16 protein-coding genes and 1 other annotated feature are annotated in these 19,446 nt (G+C 44.2%); of the genes, 10 read left to right on the top strand and 6 right to left on the bottom strand.

Annotated elements, in window-relative coordinates:
- The first annotated feature begins 72 nt into the window (after nucleotides 1-72).
- The 4 genes from hpf (at nucleotide 73) to yjjX (ending at nucleotide 5,024) form a co-directional block, all read left to right on the top strand.
- A complete protein-coding gene (gene hpf, locus AB4329_RS13200) occupies nucleotides 73-408 on the top strand; it encodes a ribosome hibernation-promoting factor, HPF/YfiA family (protein WP_004735034.1) in 336 nt (111 codons plus the stop codon).
- Between the two features lie 110 nt (nucleotides 409-518).
- Nucleotides 519-640, top strand: a sequence feature (Phe leader region).
- Nucleotides 641-652: 12 nt separating this feature from the next.
- On the top strand, nucleotides 653-1,828 hold the full coding sequence (pheA, locus tag AB4329_RS13195) for a prephenate dehydratase (protein ID WP_061019012.1): 1,176 nt from the start codon (nucleotides 653-655) through the stop codon (nucleotides 1,826-1,828).
- Nucleotides 1,829-2,161: 333 nt separating this feature from the next.
- Nucleotides 2,162-4,540, top strand: coding sequence for a bifunctional diguanylate cyclase/phosphodiesterase (locus AB4329_RS13190; protein WP_136977516.1), 2,379 nt, complete (start codon nucleotides 2,162-2,164; stop codon nucleotides 4,538-4,540).
- Complete coding sequence (yjjX, locus tag AB4329_RS13185; protein ID WP_017059359.1) at nucleotides 4,503-5,024, top strand: inosine/xanthosine triphosphatase; 522 nt, start codon at nucleotides 4,503-4,505, stop codon at nucleotides 5,022-5,024. The genes AB4329_RS13190 and yjjX overlap by 38 nt, the downstream gene beginning before the upstream one ends.
- A 128-nt stretch (nucleotides 5,025-5,152) precedes the next feature.
- Here the strand turns inward: yjjX and trpR are convergent, their stop codons facing one another.
- On the bottom strand, nucleotides 5,153-5,446 hold the full coding sequence (gene trpR / locus AB4329_RS13180) for a trp operon repressor (RefSeq protein WP_017059358.1): 294 nt from the start codon (nucleotides 5,444-5,446) through the stop codon (nucleotides 5,153-5,155).
- Nucleotides 5,447-5,618: 172 nt separating this feature from the next.
- Nucleotides 5,619-7,568 (bottom strand): murein transglycosylase, encoded by a 1,950-nt coding sequence (gene sltY / locus AB4329_RS13175; RefSeq protein ID WP_372138494.1) that lies wholly within the window; start codon nucleotides 7,566-7,568, stop codon nucleotides 5,619-5,621.
- A gap of 263 nt (nucleotides 7,569-7,831) precedes the next feature.
- Here sltY and ettA point away from each other — a divergent pair, with 263 nt between their 5' ends.
- From ettA to AB4329_RS13160, 3 genes are all read left to right on the top strand, one after another.
- On the top strand, nucleotides 7,832-9,499 hold the full coding sequence (gene ettA, locus AB4329_RS13170; protein WP_017056147.1) for an energy-dependent translational throttle protein EttA: 1,668 nt from the start codon (nucleotides 7,832-7,834) through the stop codon (nucleotides 9,497-9,499).
- 90 nt (nucleotides 9,500-9,589) lie between these two features.
- Nucleotides 9,590-9,958, top strand: a complete 369-nt coding sequence (locus tag AB4329_RS13165; protein WP_017062857.1) for a PilZ domain-containing protein — start codon at nucleotides 9,590-9,592, stop codon at nucleotides 9,956-9,958.
- A 49-nt stretch (nucleotides 9,959-10,007) separates the two neighbouring features.
- Nucleotides 10,008-11,018 carry a M23 family metallopeptidase gene (locus AB4329_RS13160; RefSeq protein WP_029235086.1) on the top strand — a complete coding sequence of 337 codons (1,011 nt, stop codon included), beginning with the start codon at nucleotides 10,008-10,010 and terminating at the stop codon, nucleotides 11,016-11,018.
- 161 nt (nucleotides 11,019-11,179) lie between these two features.
- Here the strand turns inward: AB4329_RS13160 and tyrA are convergent, their stop codons facing one another.
- The 3 genes from tyrA to nagZ form a co-directional block, all read right to left on the bottom strand.
- Entirely contained in the window at nucleotides 11,180-12,307 is a 1,128-nt protein-coding gene (tyrA, locus tag AB4329_RS13155; protein WP_372138493.1) for a bifunctional chorismate mutase/prephenate dehydrogenase, read from the bottom strand.
- 118 nt (nucleotides 12,308-12,425) lie between these two features.
- Nucleotides 12,426-13,499, bottom strand: coding sequence for a 3-deoxy-7-phosphoheptulonate synthase (locus AB4329_RS13150; protein WP_017059354.1), 1,074 nt, complete (start codon nucleotides 13,497-13,499; stop codon nucleotides 12,426-12,428).
- 246 nt (nucleotides 13,500-13,745) lie between these two features.
- Entirely contained in the window at nucleotides 13,746-14,735 is a 990-nt protein-coding gene (gene nagZ / locus AB4329_RS13145) for a beta-N-acetylhexosaminidase (RefSeq protein ID WP_372138491.1), read from the bottom strand.
- Between the two features lie 121 nt (nucleotides 14,736-14,856).
- Here nagZ and AB4329_RS13140 point away from each other — a divergent pair, with 121 nt between their 5' ends.
- Nucleotides 14,857-15,972 carry an anhydro-N-acetylmuramic acid kinase gene (locus tag AB4329_RS13140; RefSeq protein WP_372138490.1) on the top strand — a complete coding sequence of 372 codons (1,116 nt, stop codon included), beginning with the start codon at nucleotides 14,857-14,859 and terminating at the stop codon, nucleotides 15,970-15,972.
- Between the two features lie 45 nt (nucleotides 15,973-16,017).
- Nucleotides 16,018-16,938: an N-acetylmuramic acid 6-phosphate etherase gene (gene murQ / locus AB4329_RS13135; RefSeq protein WP_372138489.1), complete on the top strand. Its 921-nt coding sequence runs from the start codon at nucleotides 16,018-16,020 to the stop codon at nucleotides 16,936-16,938.
- 117 nt (nucleotides 16,939-17,055) lie between these two features.
- Here the strand turns inward: murQ and AB4329_RS13130 are convergent, their stop codons facing one another.
- Complete coding sequence (locus AB4329_RS13130) at nucleotides 17,056-17,406, bottom strand: DUF2799 domain-containing protein (protein WP_017059350.1); 351 nt, start codon at nucleotides 17,404-17,406, stop codon at nucleotides 17,056-17,058.
- A 354-nt stretch (nucleotides 17,407-17,760) separates the two neighbouring features.
- On the opposite strand from AB4329_RS13130, the gene AB4329_RS13125 reads away from it, so the two are divergent.
- Nucleotides 17,761-19,251 carry a carbon starvation protein A gene (locus tag AB4329_RS13125; protein WP_017062863.1) on the top strand — a complete coding sequence of 497 codons (1,491 nt, stop codon included), beginning with the start codon at nucleotides 17,761-17,763 and terminating at the stop codon, nucleotides 19,249-19,251.
- The last annotated feature ends 195 nt before the right edge of the window (nucleotides 19,252-19,446 follow it).

The raw sequence follows: 19,446 nt of genomic DNA, 5'->3' as shown, positions 1-19,446 counted from the left end.
GATCACATTCTTTATTCCTAAAAGTCGTAATCTGAAGTTAACCCATGAGGGATACAACAGAGGAAAACTTCTATGAAAATGAACATCACTGGTAAAAACATCGACATTACCTCTGCAATCCGTGATCACATAGAAAGCAAATTTAAAAAGCTAGATAAATGGCAAGTAGACATCATTGGCTGCCAAGCGAGCTTTAGCGAAGAACCAAACAAGAAGAAGAAATTTGAAGCGGTACTAACCGTACCAAAAGGCCAACTTGTTGCTTCATCAATCCATGACGACCTCTACGTAGCGATCAACGAAGTAGAACAAAAACTAGAGCGTCAACTCAACAAGCTACGCCATAAACCAGAAGCGCGCCGCGCTGAAAAGCCTGAAATCGAAGAGCTAGAAGCTGAAGTAGAATAAGGAAAGAGAACAGATTAAAAAATAGCGCCTCAGGGCGCTATTTTTTTGCTTGACGCTCGTAGCTCGCTTGCTTATTGTGTTTAAACATTCATAAAACAATCACTTTTTATGCACACTCAATCTTTGTTTATTTTTGACTTCTTTTTTCTTCCGTAAATCGGAGGCTAAGTCGTTTTAGAAAAACAAGTCAAAAACGAACAAGAAGCCTCCCACACTAGGGAGGCTTTTTTATAAGGACACATTTATGACTGACCGCTCAATTTCACTGGATGATATCCGCCTTCGTCTTAATGATTTAGACGACGAACTCCTGAAGTTACTTTCGGAGCGTCGCAAGCTAAGTATCGAAGTCGCTAAAAGCAAAGTAGAGACATCAAAACCAGTTCGTGATGCAGTACGAGAGCAACAACTATTAGTTAAGCTGATCAACAACGGCAAAGATAAATACGAACTTGATGCGCAGTACATTACCAAGCTGTTTCACACCATCATCGAAGATTCCGTTTTACTACAACAGTCATACTTACAAAACCTAGCGAACCCGCAAAGCCGTAAACCATTGGCTCGCGTTGCATTCTTAGGTTCTAAGGGATCGTATTCTCACCTTGCGAGCCGCGAATACTTCAGCCGCAAGAATATGGAATTGATTGAGCTGAACTGTAATCACTTCAAAGAAGTCGCATCAACAGTAGAGTCTGGCCATGCCGACTACGGTGTCCTGCCGATTGAGAACACCAGTTCAGGGTCAATTAACGAGGTCTACGACCTGCTACAACATACGACTCTGTACATTGTTGGCGAACTTTCTCAACCGATTGAGCACTGCCTTGTTGCTAAAAGTGATATCCGTTTAGAAGACATCAAAACACTCTACTCGCACCCACAACCTCATCAACAATGCAGTGAGTTCTTGAGCCGCCTTAAGGGTGTCAGCCTTGAGTCTTGCGCAAGCACCGCTGATGCAATGAAAAAAGTTAAAGAATTAGGTGGTAATGACGTAGCTGCTATTGGTAATGCATCGAGCGGCAAACTTTATGGGCTTCAGCCAATTCAGGGCAACATTGCTAACCAAACAGAGAACCACACTCGTTTCATCGTAGTGGCGCGTAAGCCTGTTGAAGTATCGACTCAAATACCAGCGAAAACGACGCTCATCATGTCGACATCTCAAGAGGCGGGTTCTTTGGTAGAAACACTACTGATCCTGCAACGCTTAGGCATCAACATGACCAAGCTGGAATCTCGTCCTATCATGGGTAACCCTTGGGAAGAGATGTTCTATGTCGATTTAGAGGCGCATCTGGATTCAGATAATATGCAGCAGGCGATAACGGAACTAACAGCCATTACTCGCCACCTTAAGGTGTTGGGTTGCTACCCAAGTGAGAACATCAAAGCGACTCAAGTTAAGTTGTCATAGCTGAAAGTGAGTATCAGCTTTTAGCTAACATAAGTATTTGGCCTACAGCAGGCCAAATACTTAAATCACCCTCTAGTCGAGTACTATTCTCGCTAAGAAAACTCACCCTAGCATGCCTGAAACACAATTCACTTGTTTCGCACATTCGGCACGCTTACTCTCTCCACTACTTGAGCCTTTCTAACAAAAACTCATTAGTGGCTTTTTTTATCAATAAAGACAAAACCTTACCCCCTTCACAGGAAATCATCGAACTACGTATAATTAATAGCGAGTAAGCATTAAGTAACATAAACTTATGCGCTTAATTTATAAATAGTGTTGTCATTAACTATGAAGCTAAGTACTAAAATCTTACTACTAATAGCCCCTGTGATACTGATCAGTACCGCGGCTTCTAGCTATATTATTTATTCGACGCAAAAAAGCAGTTTCATCAAACGCGAAGACAACGCACTTCAACTGAACATGGAAAAACTAGCCGGATACTTTCGCCAATCTCGTTCGTTCCTCAATAGCTACTCTTACACCTTGACCCAGAGTGATATGGTGAAGCGTTATTTTCTCACTGATCAAAATCTATCTCGCGATCTTGAACTGGTCAGTAATCTTCGAGAAGCCATTCATTTCCTGCAAGATGACGATGAAAGCTATACAGGTTTAGCGCTTCTTAATGGTGATCGAAAACTGCGTTATTACGCGGATAATAGCAATGACTCACGCACTCAGATTGACAGTAAGATATTGGAGTATGTTGACCTGCACTATCAAGACACCTTAGCAACATCGAGTACCAACTATATTCAAAACTCCCAAGGCGAAGGGATGTTGGTTCACTATAACAAGGTAGATAGAAAAGCGATTTTCCCAACCGTTAACAATCAACCCGACGATGTGTTCTTTGTTGTTGTCTCTGTCTCTCTCGACAAATTTAATGCGCTGAGAAAACAGATAGAGTTCGACTACCAAACCAGTTTATTCTTCACATCCATAGCGGTTTCTTTGGAAAATGATGTCACCCACTCAGTCAAGCTTGCTCCAGAACTGTACGCCACGGTCGATCCTGCGCAATTCCTATTAGAAAACAAGCTCGATTCAATTTGGAACAAGCTGAGTTTGTCGTTTGCCCTGTCTGCGTTTGTGACTGTCGCTCTTCTACTCATGCTTCTGTCTCGCACTGTGATTACTCCAATAACGCGGCTCGATCGACAGCTACAGCAAGTCGAAAAAAAACAACGTAAGAACATCGAACGCTTGGGCACTCGTGATGAGCTTGGCCGCCTATCACAGCGTTTTTATGACATGTACCAAGAGTTAGATAACACCTACCAACAGACCAAGCTCTTGGCCGAAAATGATCAGTTAACCCAAATAGCCAATAGGCATCAGTTTCAAACCTTCGTTCAGCAATCGTTGCCAAAACCGAGTTCGAATACCGAAACCTGGGTTCTCTATTTTGACTTGGACAACTTCAAGTTTGTGAACGACAAATACGGACATCAAATCGGCGACTCGATTCTGGTCTCTTTTGCTCAGCGTATTTCAGATATTTGTCGTCACTATAAAGAGGAGTTCGACGCTCATTGTATGCCTGCCCGACTTTCTGGAGACGAGTTCGTTGTCTACATTAACGCTCCTAGTCACCGAGGAAATGTCGCGCATCGATTCTCGAATGATTTACTGACTCCACTGCAAAAAGGTTTTGTCACCGAATCAGGCAGCTTTCCGATCACGGTCAGTATTGGTATTGCGACCTACCCTAATGATGGCAACTCAATCGAGAAGCTACTGTCCAACGCGGATACTGCGATGTACCAAGCCAAGCGTGCCGGTAAAAACCAATTTGCTGACTATTCACGGGATTTAGACAAAGCCATTCAGCGCCAAGCAGACATTGAACGTGCGCTTAGAGGTAAGAATTTTGATGATGAATTCAGGCTCGTTTACATGCCCTACATGGATTCTACCGGGACTGATGTTATTGGCGTTGAGGTGTTATTACGTTGGAATTCAAAGCAACTTGGTTTGGTTCCACCGGATGAGTTCATTCCAATAGCCGAACAAACCGGGCTGTTCGAACATGTTGACCGCTGGGTAATACAGAATGCGTTTGCTTCATTCCATCGACTTCAGACTCAATTTGATCACTCGATTCAATTGTCGATCAACTTATCTTCTGCTGGCATTGAAACCACTCACCTTGCGGGTTTCATTAAAGAACACGCGGAGTTAAATCGAATTCCACCAAGCCTAATCGATTTTGAAATCACTGAAACCTTTTACTCAAACTCAGAAGGCTTCCCATTGCTGAATGAGCTGTCATGCATGGGTTATCGACTGGCGATTGATGACTTTGGTTCCGGTTACACCTCTATCACTCAACTGGTGCAGTATCCAACTCAGAAAATTAAATTGGATAAAGCGTTTTTGGATACCTTAATTGAAACCGATAACCAGAACATCGTAAAACCAGTTATCGGGTTGTGTCATGCTCAGGGGAAAAAGGTCACCGCCGAAGGGATTGAAACTCAAGACATGCACCAGTGGTTACAGGATGCACAGTGCGATATGCTGCAAGGCTATTACTTTGGTAAACCCATGCCACTAGAAGAGTTGAGTGACTGGTACCGACAACATCAACTCAATCTAATCGACAACAAAAAGAATCCGACACATGAAATCTGTAATCATCGCATCGCTGAACCCAGCTAAAATAAACGCCGTTAAAAGTGCGTTCTTATCTGCTTTTCCTGATACTGAATTTGATTTCAAAGGCATCAGCGTCCCTAGTGGTGTCGCCGATCAACCGATGAGCAATGATGAAACCTATCAAGGTGCCGTGAATCGAGTTCACAACGCAACTCAAGCTCAGCCTGATGCAGACTTCTATGTTGGTCTAGAAGCGGGAATAGAAACAAACGTCACCTTTGCCTGGATGGTGATCGAAACGAATGGCCAACGTGGCGAGTCTCGTTCAGCAAGTCTGATGCTGCCACCAGCCGTGCTTGAGAAACTAGAGCATGCAAACGAGTTAGGGGATGTGATGGATGAAGTGTTTGGTACCGACAATATCAAACAGAAAGGTGGTGCCATTGGCCTACTGACACATAACCAATTGTCACGCAGTTCGGTCTATCATCAAGCTTTAATTTTGGCTCTGATCCCATTTGTGAATCCTGAACACTTTCCTATTTAGTATTTGAGGCTTCCTTAAACTTCAAAAGATTCCAAGAACAATCTTCAGAAACAAAAAACGCTAACATCCAGTTAGCGTTTTTGATCGAATTCGTATTCATACTATCGCGTGATAGCTTAATTCCATTATTACTTTAGCAATAGGTCGGCGATCACGACTTTCTCTTGCTCAGATTTGGCCTTTAGCTCATTTGAGCCTCTGGTTATCGTCGCGACGCCTACGCCCAGCATTTGACTCACCTGTCGTTGAGACATATCGCCTTTCATCAGCTCACAGAAGATATTAATTCGAGCAACCAGAGCATCTCGCTCGTCTGGTGTCATCATCATAGTCAACAACAGCTCGTGCTGATCTTTTTCGACAGCCGTCTTTACCAAGTCCATCAGTTGTTGCCAATTATCATATTCAGGTTGTGATGCCATATCTCTACACTTACTTTTAAATTCTGACTTTAAAGAGTCGCTTAACGATTGAAAGCGTTTAACACTTTATACCGAAACACTTGATGCGATCCAATGTAAAAAGGCAGTAAGTGGAAATGGTTAGCACTCACTGCCTTTATTCTTACTCAGTTTCGGGCCAAATGCCGAAGGCTTAGTATTTCGTTTTTGCCTCATGGGGCGCTAAAAACGTCCCTTTCTCACCCAAGATATCTCGATAGTAGGTCTCAAACATCAAGATATTCTGAACGTAGCCACGTGTCTCTTTGAATGGGATCATTTCGATAAATGCAAAGGCATCGAGCTTTTCATCGCTGCGTGAACGCCACTGTTTCACACGGCTAGGTCCAGCATTATAAGCCGCAAACGCAAAGATACGGTTGTCATCATATTGAGCGAGTAAACCATCTAAGTAGTGACTGCCAATCTCAATGTTTTTGCCGACATCATAAAGATCATCGCTGCCCTGATACTTAATCTTATGTTTGTTCGCTGTGTATTGCGCCGTCTTGGGCATAATTTGCATAATGCCACGCGCGCCAACTGGAGAGCGAGCTTCTGAATCCATCGCACTCTCTTGTCTTGCTAAAGACATCAAAGTGATTGGATCGAGATCGTGCTTTTCAGCGTAGAAGTTAAACCACCACTTATGAGCAACAGGGAAGCGCAGCGCAATGTTATCCCACATCTTCGCAGAGATACTCGCTGTTACGGTAAAGTGATTCCAACGCTGTGTCGCAGCGTAAGCGGCAAGCATCTCTTTTTGCTCTTTATCTGCATTGGTCAGTAACCAGCGCCATTCACTTTTCGCTGCCGCAATTTTGTCTCGGTCAATCAGTTCACCAATACGCACCAAAGAGGTGTCGAATGGCTTCACTGTTTCAGCATTGTATTTAAGTGTCGATGTTGGATATTGAACTGGCTTACCTAACTGCTTAGCCGCAGCCACACTGTAGAAATTACGCTGACCCAAGATATCTGACAGTCGCTTATTGCCTTTGTCAGTATCGCCCGTCGCGATTTCAGATCTGCCCTGCCAATATTGCCAACGAAGCGAAGCCTGATGTTTATCATCCAAGCGCGCTATCCACTCTTTCAAACCCGTCCAATCGGCATGTTGAATTGCTAAGCGAGCACGTCGTTCCAGCAGAACTTGCTTTGATGAACTCGCGAGCATTTTGTCGCGCCACACCATTAACTCTTCAGAGTCGGTGTTGATCAGACGAAACGTTAGGTAATCAGCGAGCTCTTGAGATTTCTCTTTCGAAAACTTCTGATCCTTGATGACATCATCAAACACCTTTTGAGCACTGCTTGATGATTTCCTTGCTAGCTTCTCGAAAGCAAACTCGGTTTGAGCTTGGTAGAATTCATTCGCTGGATGTTTTTTAGCAAACGCGAGTACATTTTCAGGCTTGTTGTACAACGCCTTCATCTGCTTCGCTTGAGCAATTGACTCATCATGATCCAATTGCTTAATCAGATAGCTCATTAACTTACCGTTACGGCCCTCGAACGCTAGCAGCATTCTATCCAGAATCAGCTCATCAGTTCTTAGCCCAGCTTGATCCCAGCTTTTAAATAAAGGGTCACAAGCGTCATCAACACCACTACCACTCAACCAAAGTTGTTTAGCTCCTTTAAAGGCAAGCTCTTGGTTACCTTGCTCGTAATGCGCTCGATAATAAATACATTGGTATTTTTCACCGACAGGCTCTTTGGTTTGAAACTCAAGGATCGTCTTCCACTGTTTTTGAGAAGCCAATGAGTCCAAATAAGGTGCGCGCATTCGATTGGAGAAAGGCAATGCCTTGTTCTCTTCAATGAAAGCATCGACCTCAGCAGGTGTGCGATCACCTAAGCCAATCAGAAAGGCCCGATAATCGGTGTAAGGTGTTAAAGGGTATGTTTGAATTTTGTTACGCAGCGCGGAGTAAGCTTTTAGATCACGGCTGTCTAAAACCTCTTGCGCTTTGTCATAAACGTCACGCTGCATTTCAAGCTCGGATGCATTGCTAGCCATAGCGACCGGAGCCAGTGAAACCGAAGACAAAATTGCCGATGCAGCCACAGCAATTTTCGTATTACCAATGCGGAAAAACATTCGCTCTTTCCTTAGTGCGTGTATGAATACGTGAAGTCTATTTACGCCCGACATCACATCAAATGTAAAGGATTTGAGTGTAAATATTATTAATATTTAACACTTCGCCTCAGAAGCCCATTAAATATAGTTTTAATGACCAATGTGACAATAATAGGTAAGGATTAGTTCAAGAGTGGCTTTTCTGCCCTAGGAGTAACATCTTTGAGGATATTGGTATAAAATAGCAGACAATTTTGAACAATAATTAGGATCGATCGGCAATGGCTGAATACGTATATACCATGTCTCGGGTGAGCAAAACTGTTCCACCTAAGCGTCAAATTCTTAAAGACATTTCTCTTAGCTTTTTTCCTGGCGCTAAAATCGGTGTTTTGGGTCTAAATGGTTCAGGTAAATCTACCCTACTACGTATCATGGCTGGTATTGATACTGATATTGATGGTGAAGCACGTGCACAACAAGGTCTTAAAGTAGGTTACCTACCGCAAGAACCTGTACTAGACGAATCAAAAACGGTTCGTGAAATCGTAGAAGAAGCGGTTTCTGACGTTGCTGACGCACTTAAGCGTATCGATGCAGTTTACGCAGCTTACGCAGAACCAGATGCAGATTTCGATGCACTTGCTAAAGAGCAAGGCGAACTAGAAGCACTGATTCAAGCAAAAGACGGTCACAACTTAGAGACTGCTCTAGAGCGTGCTGCTGATGCACTTCGTCTTCCTGAGTGGGATGCGAAAATTGAATTCCTATCAGGTGGTGAGCGTCGTCGTGTTGCTATCTGTCGTCTACTTCTTGAAAAGCCAGACATGCTGCTTCTTGATGAACCAACCAACCACTTGGATGCAGAATCAGTAGCATGGCTTGAGCACTTCCTTGTTGATTACAGTGGTACTGTTGTGGCGATTACCCACGACCGTTACTTCCTAGACAACGCAGCTGGCTGGATTCTAGAACTTGACCGTGGTGAAGGTATCCCATGGGAAGGTAACTACACGTCTTGGCTAGAGCAAAAAGACGAGCGTCTTAAGCAAGAAAAAGCGGGCGAAAGCGCACGTCAAAAGACAATCGAGAAAGAACTTGAATGGGTTCGTCAAAACCCTAAAGGCCGTCAAGCTAAGTCTAAAGCTCGTATGGCTCGTTTTGAAGAATTGACAACTGGCCAATACCAGAAGCGTAACGAAACCAACGAACTGTTCATCCCGCCAGGTGAGCGTCTAGGTGATAAAGTTCTTGAAGTGAACAACCTGACTAAATCGTTTGGTGATCGCGTTCTTATCGACGACCTATCGTTCAGCATGCCTAAGGGCGCAATCGTCGGTATCGTTGGTGCCAACGGTGCAGGTAAATCAACACTATTCAAGATGCTAAGCGGTGCAGAACAGCCAGATTCAGGTACAGTTGAACTAGGCGAAACCGTTAAGCTTGCTTCTGTTGATCAGTTCCGTGACAGCATGGACGACACTAAGACAGTATTCCAAGAGATCTCTGAAGGCGCTGATATCATTAAGATCAACAACTTCGAAATCCCTGCGCGTGCTTACTGTTCTCGTTTCAACTTTAAAGGCAACGACCAACAGAAGATCATCGGTGAGCTTTCTGGTGGTGAGCGTAACCGTGTTCACTTAGCGAAACTGCTAAAAGCGGGCGGTAACGTACTGCTACTCGATGAGCCTACCAACGACCTTGACGTTGAAACGCTACGTGCTCTTGAAGAAGCACTGCTTGAATTCCCTGGCTGTGCAATGGTTATCTCGCATGACCGTTGGTTCCTTGACCGTATTGCGACCCATATCTTAGACTACCGTGATGAAGGTCAAGTTAACTTCTACGAAGGTAACTATACTGAGTACACTGAGTGGCTTAAGCAGACTCTAGGCGCACAAGCGGCAGAACCGCACCGTATCAAGTACAAGCGTATAGCTAAGTAAATAAGCTTGTATTTTGAACAAAGGCCGCGATAATAGCGGCCTTTGATATATCTGGCTTACGTGTAATGCATCGATATAGAGAGATTACTTATGGTTGAAAGACGTCAATTTTCACGAGTTATTTATCAAGTCCCTACTGAGATCTCACAAGGACAAGTAAATATATCAGGCTCAGTGCAAGACTTATCACTCCATGGTTTACTCATTCAATGCAATGAATCAAAACAACTTAGCCATGATGTCCCTGTTCAAGTGAGCTTTAAGCTCGAAAACAGTGATATCAATATTCAGTTAGAAGCAACGATAGTCTCTACCATCAATACCTCAATGCGTTTACGCATAGAGCATTTAGATATTGATAGTATCAGCCACCTTAAGCGACTTGTGGAGCTTAATGTTGGCGACGATGAACTGCTTTATAGAGAGATTGAACACCTTACCGACTTAGGTAGTAAGTGACATCTCCATTACCCTTTTTCTATTAGAAGCATTTAGTTAATACAGAACCATGTCTAAAAAACTATCCATTACTATTCCCTCCAGTCAGGGGGAACAGACGTTTTACTTCGGCCGTAAAGCCGTGCTCATTTGCACTACTGCCATTTTTTCAGTACCGCTATTGATTGGCGGAGCGGCGTACATGCACTTCGAGAGTAAACAAGAACTCGCACTGCAAGCGGGTGATGCCCAACAGTTGATTGAAACACTGATTGTTGAAAAAGAACAAACAGAATTTCTTTATGCTGAGCAAGTAGAAACCAACCATTCGCTATCGCAAACACTGACCGAGAAAGAAGGCACGATTCAGCTACTTGGTAAGCGTGTATTCGATGTGGAATCAGTACTGGGTCTTGCTGATGAAGATCTGCTTACCGATGATATTTCTTTAGAAGATCGCATTGATGCGGCTGCAGTCGATTCAGCAGTAAGAGCCACAATGTTCCGCTTGATTCCAAACGACAGTCCGATGGCTTATCAACGTATATCTTCTTCTTATGGTAGCCGCACTAACCCTATTTCAGGGAAACGCCATGTACATACTGGTATCGATCTAACGTGTAAGCGTGGTGAAGATATTGTCGCGCCCGCAGATGGAGTCATTGAAACGGTACGCCCAAGTAAAAAAGGCTTCGGCAACTTTATTACTATGCGTCACTCGTTTGGTTTCATGAGTTCTTATGCGCACCTACAGAAGTTCAAGGTACGTAGCGGTCAGTTTGTGAGTAAAGGCGATGTGATTGCGAGCTGTGGTAACTCAGGTAACTCAACCGGCCCACACTTGCATTATGAAGTACGCTTCCTTGGTCGTTCATTGAACCCTCAATACTTGATGGATTGGACACCGGAAAACTTCAACTACGTGTTCGAGAAAGAGAAAAAGGTTAAGTGGGGCCCACTAGTTCAGCTGATTGATAATGTGGTTCGCTTGCAGATCAACCTGACTAACGTGCCTTACATTAGCTCGACCATCGACACCGTATCGAGTGAAGATAGCAAAAAACCTATCACGACTAACTAGTTGTTAATGGCTAACTAGTTGTTAATAGCTAAGACCTGTTGATTTGGCCTATGATGATCTAATTGCTTTTAGTCTACTGTAGGCAAAATGCTTTCATAGCGTTCAGCACAAACAAAAAGAGCGACCAGATGGTCGCTCTTTTTTATGATTTCAAATCAGTATTAACCACGATGAATCGAGTCATGTGCTTGTTTTAGAAGACTTTGGCTCTCTTGCAAGAATTGTTGTGAGTAGTCACCAAACCAATCACTCACTTGGTTGAAGCTCTCAACAAACTTAGCCTTATCTTTGCCATCTAGAATTTCTAACGCTTCTCCGAAACAGCTATGGAAGCGTCGAATCATCTCAATATTCTCATCCGAAGAAAGAATGATATCGCCGTACAAGTTCGGGTCTTGAGCAAACAGACGACCAACCATCGCAATCTCAAGTCGGTAGATTGGCGAGCTTAGTTTCAGAAGTTGATCAATGTTCGGGTTCTCTTTACTCAGGTGCAAGCCGTAAGCAAAAGAGGTGAAGTGACGAAGTGCTTGAATCAAGGTCATGCCGTGATCGTGTTCAGCTGCATCCATCTGGCAAAGGCTCGCGCCCCAAATACCAAATTGATTCAGTAGCCATTGGTAACTTTCAGAACCACGACCATCACTGTAAACAATCACCTGCTTAGCAAGGCTAGGAACATCAGGACCAAACATTGGGTGCAATCCAACTACTGGGCCTTGATGCATGTTCATCATTGCTTGTAGAGGTTTAGATTTAATTGACGTCAAATCACATAGAATACAATCGCTTGGTAGATTACCTAGCTTCGCAATCACACCTTCCGTTAGGTGAATTGGAACCGTAACAACCACAAGCCCAGCATTATCTAAGATTTCGTCGGCCTGATCCCAATCTTGGCTGCCAAGGATTTTTACTTCGTAGCCAGACAGTTTGAACATACGCCCAAACAAGCCACCAAGTTGACCATTACCACCAACGATAACCACTGAACGTAACTCTGGGTTAAGACACTTAAAGCCAGAATCTTTCTCGCTGGCATAAGACTCACGCATAGTACGACGCAAAATATCTTCGATTAACTGTGGTGGAACCCCTATTTTCTCAGCTTCTTGACGACGAGATGCCAGCATCGCAGCTTCACGCTCTGGTACATAAATAGGTAAACCATGTTCACTTTTTACTTCGCCTACTTTCTCTACTAGAGCAAGGCGTTGAGCCAGTAAATCCAACATTTGTTTATCGACAGCATCGATTTGGTCGCGTAATTCGTTCAGTTCAACGGCCATTTTATTCCTTACTAATCTATAAGCCCGTGCCAATCTATCAGCCCACAATCACGTAGGTTCGCTAGCAACAGATCTTAAAATGCCCCATTAGATGAGGCACTTAAATTTAAAACTCTGACTAACCTTTCAAGCGGTTCTCTAAGAACGGGACTAATTCCGTATGTGCATGTTTCAATAGTGCCTCAGTTGAATCCCAATTGATACACGCGTCGGTAATAGAAACGCCGTATTTCATCTCATTGAGAGGTATATCCGAAGATTGGTTTCCTTCGTTAATATGGCTTTCAATCATAAGGCCGATAATCGATTTGTTGCCTTCACGAATTTGGTGAATCACATCTTCTGCAACTAAAGGTTGGCGACGGAAATCTTTACGAGAGTTCGCGTGGCTACAGTCGACCATTAGCGCGGCCTCTAAGCCAGATTTACCCAGCTCTTGCTCACATTCGTGTACCGATACTGAATCGTAGTTCGTCTGCTTACCGCCACGTAAAATCACGTGACCATTTGGGTTACCTTGCGTTGTTAGTAGTGCAACTTGACCTTCGCGGCTGATACCCATGAAACGGTGGCTAGAAGAAGCCGCCTGCATTGCATTGATTGCAGTGCCTAGGTTGCCATCGGTACCGTTTTTAAAACCGATTGGCATTGAAAGACCACTTGCCATCTCACGGTGAGTTTGAGATTCAGTCGTACGTGCGCCGATAGCTGCCCAGCTGAAGGTATCTGCTAGGTATTGCGGGCTGATTGGATCTAATGCTTCAGTCGCCAATGGAATTTCCATCTCAGCGAGTTCAACAAGTAGCTCACGACCAACATGCAGACCATGCTCAATATCGAAAGTGCCGTCTAGATGCGGGTCATTGATCAAACCTTTCCAACCTACAGTGGTACGAGGTTTCTCAAAGTAAACACGCATAACAATATACAGTTGATCGCTAAGTTGCTCAGATAAGGCTTTAAGGCGTTTCGCGTACTCTTTCGCAGCTTCAATGTCATGGATAGAACATGGGCCACATACAACAAGCATGCGATGATCTTTCTTATGAATGATGTTTGCGATAGTTTGACGAGACTCTTGAATGAAACGACGAGCATTATCACTCAAAGGCAGTTTTGCTTTTAACTCCTCAGGAGTAATCAGTACCTGTTCGTCGATGATATTGACATTGCTTAATTCACTTTTCTGCATAACTCAACCTGTATATTTATTTTTACACCCAACATTTCCGTTTGGGTTAACAATCTTTAAAAACACAATAACAGCTAAAAAAACGATTGCAAGTGTAAACAATAAAAAACATTAAGTGTAAATTTTATTTTACACATTGAATTTGGCTCACTCTAAGAGATAAATAGGTTTAAACCACGGATCACACATACAAAAAAGGCGATATTTATCATATCGCCTTATCTAAAATTATAATGTGTTTATTTATCACTCACTGCCTAGCATTCGCTTAATCGTCTCTGAGGTCTCTTTCCACCTAGCATCCGAGTGAAGTGTCGACAAATCAAAGCTGTGTTTTTTAAGCAATGAGTTGGCTAAAGGCACCTCTTGAATCGCTAAGTGATCCAGAGCTTCAATTTGTGCATCTCGTTTATTACACATCAACACCATGTCACAACCTGCATTCAAGGCCGCTTTCGCTCTGTCGGCTGGTCCGCCCATAATGGCAGCGCCTTCCATCGTTAAATCGTCAGAGAACACCAAGCCTTTAAACCCAAGCTGCTGCTTCAATACTTTCTGTAGCCAATACTGTGAACCACTCGCAGGTTGATCATCATAGTGAGAGAAAACCACGTGAGCTGGCATCATGGCATCCAATATTCCAGCTTCAATTTGCGCCTTGAAGATTGCCATATCGGTTTCGAAGATGTCGTCTCTAGGGTCATATGGCGTCTCTAAGTGTGAGTCAGCAATCACGCCACCATGTCCAGGGAAGTGCTTGCCTGTCGTCGCCATGCCAACCGACTTCATGCCTTTGATGAAAGCGCTGCTATGACGAACAATGGTATCAATATCTTCACCAAACGCTCGGCTACCAATCGCTTTACACTCGTGGCCTTTGTCTAATACTGGCGCAAAGCTCAGATCGATATCATGGGCAATCAATTCTGCCGCCATCAGCCAGCCAGCCTGTTCTGCTAAATGTTCACCGTTATTCTTGGTCGCAAATTCCTGAGCAGCTGGGATAATTGAAAAGCCATCGCGGAAGCGCTGAACTCGGCCACCTTCTTGATCGACACCAATCAAAATAGGACGTTTCGCTACCTTGCGAATTTCTTTGTTTAACGCCGATAACTGTTTGCTATCGTGGTAGTTTCGAGCAAATAAGATGAGACCACCAACAGTTGGGTGCTCTAAAATTTCTTTGTCTTCCGCAGTCAGTTCGTAGCCTGCAACATCAACCCACAACGGTCCCATATTTATCCCTTATTAAACCTAATTTCATAAACTTCCCGAGATTATTCTCTTTAAATTTGCTTTACAATGTTTTTAAACCAATCTGTGGAAGACTTTAAGAATGCAGTGCAAGAGCTTAGAAATGGATCATAAAGAACTGTATATCGGTGTGATGTCAGGGACGAGTATGGACGGTGTTGATACTGCCTTAGTGTCGATTGAAGATACGCGCATCACATTGCTTGCTCATGATGAGTTCCCAATGCCTGACGACCTCAAAGCGCGTCTGCTTGAAGTTTGTATTGGTCAGAAAACCGATTTAATTGCCATTGGAGAACTCGACCACCAGCTTGGCCATCTGTTTGGCGATGCGGTTTTGCAACTTCTCGAAAAGTCAGGCACACCAGCATCTTCTGTAACTGCGATAGGTAATCATGGTCAAACGGTGTTCCACCAGCCAACAGGCGAATTTCCATTTACCATGCAGTTGGGTGATGCCAACATCATTGCCGCTAAAACACAGATTCAAACGGTTGCTGATTTCAGACGTAAAGACATGGCATTAGGCGGACAAGGTGCGCCATTAGTCCCCGCCTTCCACCATACGATTTTCCACCCGCAAGACAGCTCGGTTGTGGTGTTGAATATTGGTGGTATCTCGAATATTTCAGTGCTGCGCCCTAATCAGCCAACGCTTGGTTATGATACAGGTCCGGGCAATATGTTGATGGACGCTTGGGTTGATAAACACACGGGTGAGAAGTTTGACCGTGATGCGCAATTTGCGCTTAAAGGTCAACTCAATCAAGCTTTACTCGAACAGTTGTTAAATGAGTCTTATCTATCTCAAATGCCACCGAAAAGTACTGGTAGAGAACTATTCAACCTACCTTGGCTAGAGCAACAATTAACAGAATTTAAAGATCTTGCAGTAGAAGATGTTCAGCGCACGCTTTGTGAATACACCGCATTGACGATAGCCAATGAAGTGGAGACTTATCGCTTGGGTGACCAGCCTGCACTGTATGTGTGTGGCGGTGGTACACGAAATCCATTGTTGATGAAGAGGCTGTCTGAACTGCTTCCAAGTTGGGAGGTTGACTCAACCACCAGTAAAGGCGTGGACGCCGATTACATGGAAGCGATGGCTTTTGCGTGGCTTGCTCAACGTCATATTCATCAACTGCCAAGCAATTTACCAGAAGTGACTGGCGCAAGCAGAGCGGCCTCTCTAGGCGTTCTCTATCGTGCTGACTAAACAACTTTAGAACCATCATTTTAGAATCACCATTTAAGGATCATTATGAGTAACGACGCTCTCATATCAGCGCTCTCGCACCTCGTTTCGGAGGGGAGAAACCCTGACACTATGGATATTGATCTGCTCACCTCTCTCGAAGTGGTTGAAAAGATTAACCAACAAGACAAGCAAGTCCCGCTGGCGATTGAAGCGGAACTGCCACAGATCGCGAAAGCGGTCGATAAAATTGCTCATGCCTTTCAAAACGGTGGTCGACTGATTTATATGGGCGCAGGCACCAGTGGTCGATTAGGTGTGTTAGACGCCTCAGAATGCCCACCGACTTTCGGTGTTTCGGACAAAATGGTTATCGGCTTAATTGCAGGCGGACCAGAGGCGATTTTAAAAGCCAAAGAAGGTGCAGAAGACTCGCTAACTCTCGGCATTGAAGATCTGAAAGCGATTCAGTTTTCAGAAAATGATATCGTGGTAGGTATTGCTGCGAGCGGTCGCACACCTTACGTGATTGGTGCACTCAACTATGCCAATCAGCTTGGCGCAGTAACGGTTGCATTATCTTGTAACCCTGACTCTCCAATTGCTGAAATGGCTCAAATCGCAATTAGCCCGGTGGTTGGCCCAGAAGCATTGACTGGTTCAACACGACTCAAATCAGGTACAGCACAAAAGCTGGTGCTTAATATGCTGACCACTGCCAGCATGATTCGCATTGGTAAGAGCTACCAAAACCTTATGGTCGACGTAAAAGCGACCAATGAAAAGTTGGTTGCCCGCGCCGCTCGTATCGTTATCCAAGCAACGGAGTGCGATAAAGCACTGGCGGTGTCGACACTTAAAGCGACTGATTACGATGTGAAGTTATCTATTTTGATGATTCTAACAGGGCTAGATTTAGAGTTAGCCAAGGCTCAGCTTGATAAGCAAAATGGCTTCTTGAGAAAAGCCGTCGAGAATAATCAGTAATCTTAATTTGGCTTGTAGCTTCTCATTTAGACAGCTACTTCAACGACATACAAAAAGACCAGCACACACGCGGTACTGGTCTTTTTTTAGTTTTAATTTTTTATGGCTAGCTTGGGCTTAATAGTCGTTTGAGAACTCGTCCCAGCCGCGTTGCCATTCCATACGGAAACGTTGAGCGTCTTCCGTACCAGAACACACGCCTTCATACACCTGACCAGATAAACCAATCTGATAAGCATGGTTCGGATTACAATATTCAGTCACACCTAGGTGATAACCTTCTGTGTAACTCGCTTGATCGACTGCGCCAAGCTCAGTCATCTCTGAATACGAACGCTGAGTGTGGCCTTTGATACCATCACGATAGCCAATCTCTTGCCAATTGCCTTCAGCTGCTAAATCTTGAACATTGGCGCTGCATCCTGCAAGGCTAAATGCCACGGCGAATAGTACGATTATTTTTTTCATTTCAATCCTTTATATTGTTACTTCACCACTTTCTGACGAAGCGCTGCCTTTGTGGTGATTCTCCACTGAACGCCTATCGATGTCCACTTATTGTCTAATGTTCGCCACTTTAGGTTCATTCCGACCACTCAGAATCAATAGTCGCCGTTAAGCCAACTCAAACAACCTCTCTATAGAGCTAATAGGCCTCTCGATAGAAATATCGGCCACTCAGCACAGTGAACAAACCACTAAATCAGTTATAACACCGCTAAATTGGCTATTCGACCACTCACTCTCGTAGCGGAAGTTTCTTCTCATCGACTCCTTTAATATACACCCTGACTTAATTAATACATTCAGGGATAACAAATTATGATGTGGTTTCTTACCTGTGTCGCAGCACTCATTGGTGGCTACTTTATTTACGGTACCTTTATCGAGAAGATTTTCGGTATCAATGAAAAACGCCAAACACCTGCTCACACTAAGCAAGATGGCGTGGACTACGTTCCAATGTCGACACCAAAGGTTTACCTAGTTCAGCTGCTTAACATCGCAGGTGTAGGTCCAATCTTCGGCCCTATCATGGGTGCCCTTTATGGTCCAGCAGCAATGCTTTGGATCGTTCTAGGTTGTATCTTCGCAGGTGCAGTACACGACTACTTCTCAGGTATGTTATCTATCCGTAATGGCGGAGCTTCGGTTCCAACCATCACTGGACGTTACCTAGGCAATGGCGCAAAACACTTTATGAACATCTTTGCCATTGTTCTACTGCTTCTTGTTGGTGTGGTATTCGTATCTGCTCCAGCAGGTATGATCACTAACCTAGTGAACGACCAAACTGATTTCGCGATGTCTGCAACTACGATGGTTGTTATCATCTTTGCTTACTACATCATCGCAACGATTGTCCCTGTCGATAAAATCATTGGTCGCTTCTACCCACTGTTCGGTGCACTGCTTATCTTTATGTCTGTTGGCCTAATCACTGCGATTGGTCTATCTGACGAACACCAAATCATGGGGGGCTTTGAGATCAGCGACATGTTCACCAACATGAACCCGAATGACCTACCACTTTGGCCTGCTCTCTTCATCACTATCGCATGTGGTGCTATCTCTGGCTTCCACGCCACTCAGTCTCCTCTGATGGCGCGTTGTATGGAAAACGAGAAGAACGGTCGCTTCGTATTCTACGGCGCAATGATTGGTGAAGGCATCATCGCTCTAATCTGGTGTGCACTTGCTCTGTCTTTCTTCGGTTCGGTTGAGTCTCTGTCTGACGCAATTGCAAACGGCGGCCCAGGTAACGTGGTATACAGCGCTTCATTTGGTCTACTGGGTGTATTTGGCGGTATCCTTGCTTTCCTTGGCGTGGTTATCCTACCAATCACTTCTGGTGACACAGCGTTCCGTTCAAGCCGTCTTATCCTTGCTGAATACTTCAACATGGAACAGAAAACACTGCGTAACCGTCTACTAATGGCGTTACCACTGTTCGTTATCGGTGGCATCCTGACTCAAGTTGATTTCGGTATCATCTGGCGCTACTTCGGTTTTGCTAACCAATCAACAGCCGTAATGATGCTGTGGACAGCTTCAGCTTACCTACTTCGCCACAACAAACTGCACTGGGTAACAACAGTTCCAGCTATCTTCATGACGTCTGTGTGTATCACATTCATCCTGAACAACAGCCAACTGGGCTTCGGTCTACCAATGCAAATCTCAACCATCATTGGTGTGGTGAGTGCGCTAGGTGTTGCGGCTTACGTTATTAAAATTTCAAAAGGCAAAGGCGATATCGACCTAGCTGATGAAGAAGAGAAAGAAGCAAAAGGCGTCACCAAAACAGCCTAGTTCTTTAAGGCTCTTGGGAACAAGAGACCAATCTTCATAGAAAGAGATAAAAGAACAGCCAAACACAACTTCGCTTGCTCCCGTAATCACTCAGTGATTCGTGGAACCTAAGACTAAAGCCCGTCCACTGTGATGGGCTTTATTGTTTGTAGGCGTTAGTGCTTTCGACTCTGGGAAGCGAATATAGGCTACTAA

It is taken from the genome of Vibrio sp. 10N.261.54.A5 (assembly GCF_041471145.1).
GTDB classification, from domain to species: domain Bacteria; phylum Pseudomonadota; class Gammaproteobacteria; order Enterobacterales; family Vibrionaceae; genus Vibrio; species Vibrio crassostreae_C.
Note: the sequence above shows the minus strand (reverse complement) of the source record. Positions and strands in the feature narration are given on the sequence as shown.